Source organism: Streptomyces sp. NRRL WC-3549, from assembly GCF_000721935.1.
Taxonomy (GTDB): domain Bacteria; phylum Actinomycetota; class Actinomycetes; order Streptomycetales; family Streptomycetaceae; genus Streptomyces.
In genome coordinates, this window is record NZ_KL585425.1 from 124,908 (window position 1) to 129,223 (window position 4,316).

Below are 4,316 nucleotides of genomic sequence, written 5' to 3' on the forward strand. Positions count from 1 at the left end.
CCGCCGTGACCGGGTTCGTCGTCCTGGGCAAGGACGACGGAGGTCCGGACGTGGCGGACGGCAAGAAGTCCTCGCCGACCGCGAAGCCGTCCGAATCCGAGTCCTCCCCCATCGCGAACCCGCGGGGCGGTGAGGAGGCCGCGCCGACCGTCCCGGGGTGGAAGGTGGTGACCAACCCCAAGTGGGGCACGCAGTTCGACGTGCCCGGGGACTGGGAAGTCGCCGGGACCGGTGTCATCGCCGGTGTCGAGGACGTGAAGGACCCGGCCGGGGCGCCGGCCGCCGGTTTCTCCGCACCCGCGTACTACAAGAGCGAGTGGTGCGAGGACGACTCCGACAAGGACGGCAAGAAGGAGACCACCCGCCTGGCCGGCGTCGGCACCAAGGGCGCCCAGGGCGCCAAGAGCACCGACGAGGCGGCCAGGATCGAGGCCGGCAACTGGGCGTGGGCCGCCTACGCCCAGGAGGAGCCGAAGGACAAGCTCAAGATCGGCGAGGCCGAGCCGTACACCACCGAGTCGGGCCTGTCCGGCAGCGTCGCGAGGGCGGGCGCCACCGGACTGTCCCACAAGAACAAGTGCGACACCGACGGCAAGTCGATCGCCTTCAGCTTCAAGAACGGCAAGGGCGAGTACGCGACCTGGGTCCTCTACGGCGCCGCCGGGGTGGACGACGAACTTCCGGACACCACGATCCAGAAGATCCTCAGCACCGTTCGCCTGGTGGAGGGCACGTCCTGACGCCTTCCGGGCGCCCTGACCGGACCGTGTCCATTTGGCAGGACGGGGGCCGGGCGGCGATAGTCCCCTCGTGACTCCCGCCGACACCTCGCGCTCCGCCGCCTCCCGCAACTACGGTCTGCTGACCGCCGCCGCCGTCATCACGGGCCTGGGTACCCATGGCGCACTGATCGCGGCGGCGTTCGCGGTTCTGCAGTCGGGCGGCGGTGCCGGCGACGTGGGTCTGGTCGCGGCCGCGCGCACGGCGCCACTGGTGCTCTTCCTGCTGATCGGCGGCGCGGTGGCCGACCGGTTGCCGCGCCACCGGGTGATGGTCGCGGCGAACGCCCTCAACTGCGTCTCCCAGGCGGTCTTCGCCTGGCTGGTCCTGAGCGGTGACGCCCGGCTCTGGCAGATGATGCTGCTGACGGCCCTCTGCGGGACGGGGCAGGCCTTCTTCAACCCGGCGGCCGAGGGCATGCTCCTGTCCAGCGTCACCGGCGAGCAGGCCGCCAAGGCGTTCGCCTTCTTCCGCATGTCCATGCACGGTGCCGCCATCGGCGGGGCGGCGCTCGGTGGCGCCATGATCGCCGCGATGGACCCGGGCTGGGTGCTGGCGGTGGACGCCGCGGCCTTCGCCGTGGCCGGCGCGCTGCGGGCCTTCCTCGACGTCAGCCACATCCCCGAGCGGTCCGGTGGCGGGGGTCTGCTCACCGACCTGCGGGACGGCTGGCAGGAGGTCGCCGGCCGGCCCTGGCTGTGGGCCGTCGTGCTGCAGTTCTCGGTGGTCGTGGCCGTGGTGGGCGCCGCCGAGGCGGTGTACGGCCCGCTGGTCGCCCGGGACGAGCTCGGTGGCGCGCGCCCCTGGGGGTTCGCGCTGGCCGCCTTCGGCGTGGGCACCTTGCTGGGGGCGCTGCTGATGATGCGGTGGAAGCCCCGCCGTCTGCTGCTGGCCGGAACGCTGTGCGTGTTCCCGCTGGCCCTGCCCTCCGCGAGCCTCGCCGTCCCGGTGCCGGCGACCGTGCTGTGCGCGGTGATGTTCGTGACGGGCATCGCCATCGAGGTGTTCGGGGTCTCCTGGATGACGGCCCTGCACCAGGAGATCCCGGAGGACAAGCTCTCCCGGGTCTCGGCGTACGACTGGTTCGGGTCGGTGGCGATGGTGCCGCTGGCCACCGCGGCGGCCGGACCCGTGGAGTCCCTGGTCGGGCGCAGTCAGGCCCTGTGGGGGTGCGCCGCGCTCGTCGTGGTGGTGACGGCCGGGGTGCTGCTGGTCCCTGACGTACGAAACCTGACGCGCCGGGGCACCGTGAAGGCGACCGCGGCGGACCTGTCCGACGCGGTACCGGTCTCAGCCGAGGGAGAAGGCGCCGTCGGGCGGCTCGGGTGAGGCGACGGCGTCGCCGTCCCGCACGGGCCGGCCACCGCCGAGGAGCCGGGTGAGCGCCTCGCCGTGCGTGACCCGGGCGGGGAACGCGTCGGCGGCGCACAGCCGGGTCAGCCGTGCCAGGTCGAGCGGTGCCTGCCCGGCGAGGAGCACGACGTTGCCGAAGCGCCTGCCGCGCAGGACCGCCGGTTCGGCGATCAGCGCGAGCTCCTCGAACACCTCGGCGGCGTTGGCGAACTGCGTGCGGAGGAAGCCGAAGGGGACGCCGTCGGCGAGGTTGGCGGCGTAGACGCCTTCCTTCCGGAGCACCCGGGCGGCGGCCCGCGCGTATTCGAGCGAGGTGAGCTGGGCGGGCACCCGTGCCCCGCCGAAGACGTCCGCGATCAGCAGGTCCGCCGACCCCGTGGGCGCCTCTTCGATCCAGCTCCGGGCGTCGGCGCCGTGGACGGCGATCGTGGCCCCCTCGGGCAGCGGCAGATGCTCACCGACGAGTTCGATCAGCCCGGTGTCGGCTTCGGCCACCTCCTGCCGGGATCCCGGCCGGGTGGCGGCGACGTACCGGGGGAGCGTGAGCGCGCCGCCCCCGAGATGCACCGCGTCCACGGGCGCGCCCGGCTCCGCCACCAGGTCCACGACATGGGCGAGCCTGCGGACGTACTCGAACTCGAGGTGCTCGGGCGCGTCGAGGTCGACGTAGGACTGCGGGGCACCGTCGACCGTGAGGAGCCAGGCCCGCTCCCGGTCCACGTCGGGGAGCAGCCGGGCGGTGCCGTGGTCGGTGACGCGGATGACGGGTATCGACTCGTTCACGCCCCCATTGTTCCCTGTGCCGGGGCTGCCCCGGCACAGGGAACCCGCCCCTGTGCCGTCCAGGGGCGGGTTCCGTGCCGGGCCGGCGGACCGTCAAGGAGGGGCCGCGACAGCGCCCGGGCGACGGCCCGTCAGAGCAGGGCGGTGACGGTGCCGGCACCGACCGTCCGGCCGCCCTCGCGGATGGCGAAGCCGAGCCCGCTCTCCAGCGGGACGTCACGGCCGAGCTCGACGGTCATGGTCACCGTGTCACCGGGTCGCGCCACCGCCACCTCGCCGAGGTCCACGTCCCCGACGACGTCCGCCGTCCGGATGTAGAACTGCGGCCGGTACCCGGTGGCCACCGGGGTGCTGCGGCCCCCCTCCTTCGCCGACAGGACGTACACCTGCGCGGTGAAGCGGCGGCTCGGGGTGACGCTGCCGGGCGCGGCCACCACGTGGCCGCGGCGGACCCGGTCACGCTCGACCCCGCGCAGCAGCAACGCGACGTTGTCGCCGGCCTCGGCGGACTCCATCGGCTTGCCGAACGTCTCCAGGCCGGTGACGACCGTCTCGACGTCCGCGCCGAGCACCGCCACCCGGTCGCCGACGCGCACGGTGCCGCGCTCGACGGCCCCGGTGACGACCGTGCCACGGCCGGTGATGGTCAGCACGTTCTCCACGGACAGCAGGAACGGCGCGTCGGTGTAGCGCACCGGCATCGGTACGTACGTGTCGACGGCGTCCAACAGCCCCTCCACGGCCGCCGTCCAGCGCGGGTCGCCCTGGAGTGCGCCCAGCCCCGACACCCGCACCACCGGCACGGTGTCACCGCCGTAGCCGTGCGCGGTCAGCAGCTCGCGCACCTCCAGCTCGACCAGGTCGGTCAGCTCGGGGTCCCCGGCGTCGGCCTTGTTCAGGGCCACGACGATGTGGTCCACACCGACCTGACGGGCCAGCAGGACGTGCTCGGCGGTCTGCGGCATGATCCCGTCGAGCGCGGAGACGACGAGGATCGCCCCGTCGAGCTGCGCGGCTCCGGTGACCATGTTCTTGATGTAGTCGGCGTGTCCGGGCATGTCGACGTGCGCGTAGTGCCGGGTGTCGGTCTCGTACTCGACGTGCGCGATGTTGATGGTGATGCCCCGCTGCGCCTCCTCCGGCGCCCGGTCGATCCGGTCGAAGGGGACGAAGGTGCCGCCGCCTCGGGCGCTGAGGACCTTGGTGATGGCGGCGGTCAGGGTGGTCTTGCCGTGGTCGACGTGGCCCATGGTGCCGATGTTGAGGTGCGGCTTGGTGCGTACGTATGCCGTCTTGGGCATGGCTCGTTCCTCGGAGTTCGAAGCTGAGTGTGAAGACCCCAGGGCCCCGCCGACCCTCCCCTTGCGGGGTCCGCCGGACTGTCGGGGGAGGGTCAGCTT

The 4,316-nt window shown here is 73.0% G+C and carries 4 protein-coding genes; 2 read left to right on the forward strand and 2 right to left on the reverse strand.

The window, feature by feature from the left end; genetic code table 11:
• Positions 1-740 (forward strand): DUF8017 domain-containing protein (locus IH13_RS0128325; RefSeq protein WP_031088830.1); only part of this gene is annotated, 740 nt, incomplete at its 5' end.
• Between the two features lie 70 nt (positions 741-810).
• Positions 811-2,109: an MFS transporter gene (locus IH13_RS0128330; protein WP_031088832.1), complete on the forward strand. Its 1,299-nt coding sequence runs from the start codon at positions 811-813 to the stop codon at positions 2,107-2,109.
• Here IH13_RS0128330 and IH13_RS0128335 read toward each other — a convergent pair.
• Positions 2,071-2,916, reverse strand: coding sequence for a spermidine synthase (locus IH13_RS0128335; RefSeq protein WP_031088833.1), 846 nt, complete (start codon positions 2,914-2,916; stop codon positions 2,071-2,073). The genes IH13_RS0128330 and IH13_RS0128335 overlap by 39 nt on opposite strands.
• 131 nt (positions 2,917-3,047) lie before the next feature.
• The gene (gene tuf, locus IH13_RS0128340; protein WP_031088834.1) at positions 3,048-4,217 is read right to left on the reverse strand and encodes an elongation factor Tu; all 1,170 of its coding nucleotides are present in this window, start codon (positions 4,215-4,217) and stop codon (positions 3,048-3,050) included.
• Between the last annotated feature and the right edge of the window lie 99 nt (positions 4,218-4,316).

What these genes read in the sequence shown, in the direction of transcription:
- tuf (WP_031088834.1), bottom strand. Translation starts at nt 4,217, where the DNA reads ATGCCCAAGACGGCATACGTACGCACCAAGCCGCACCTCAACATCGGC.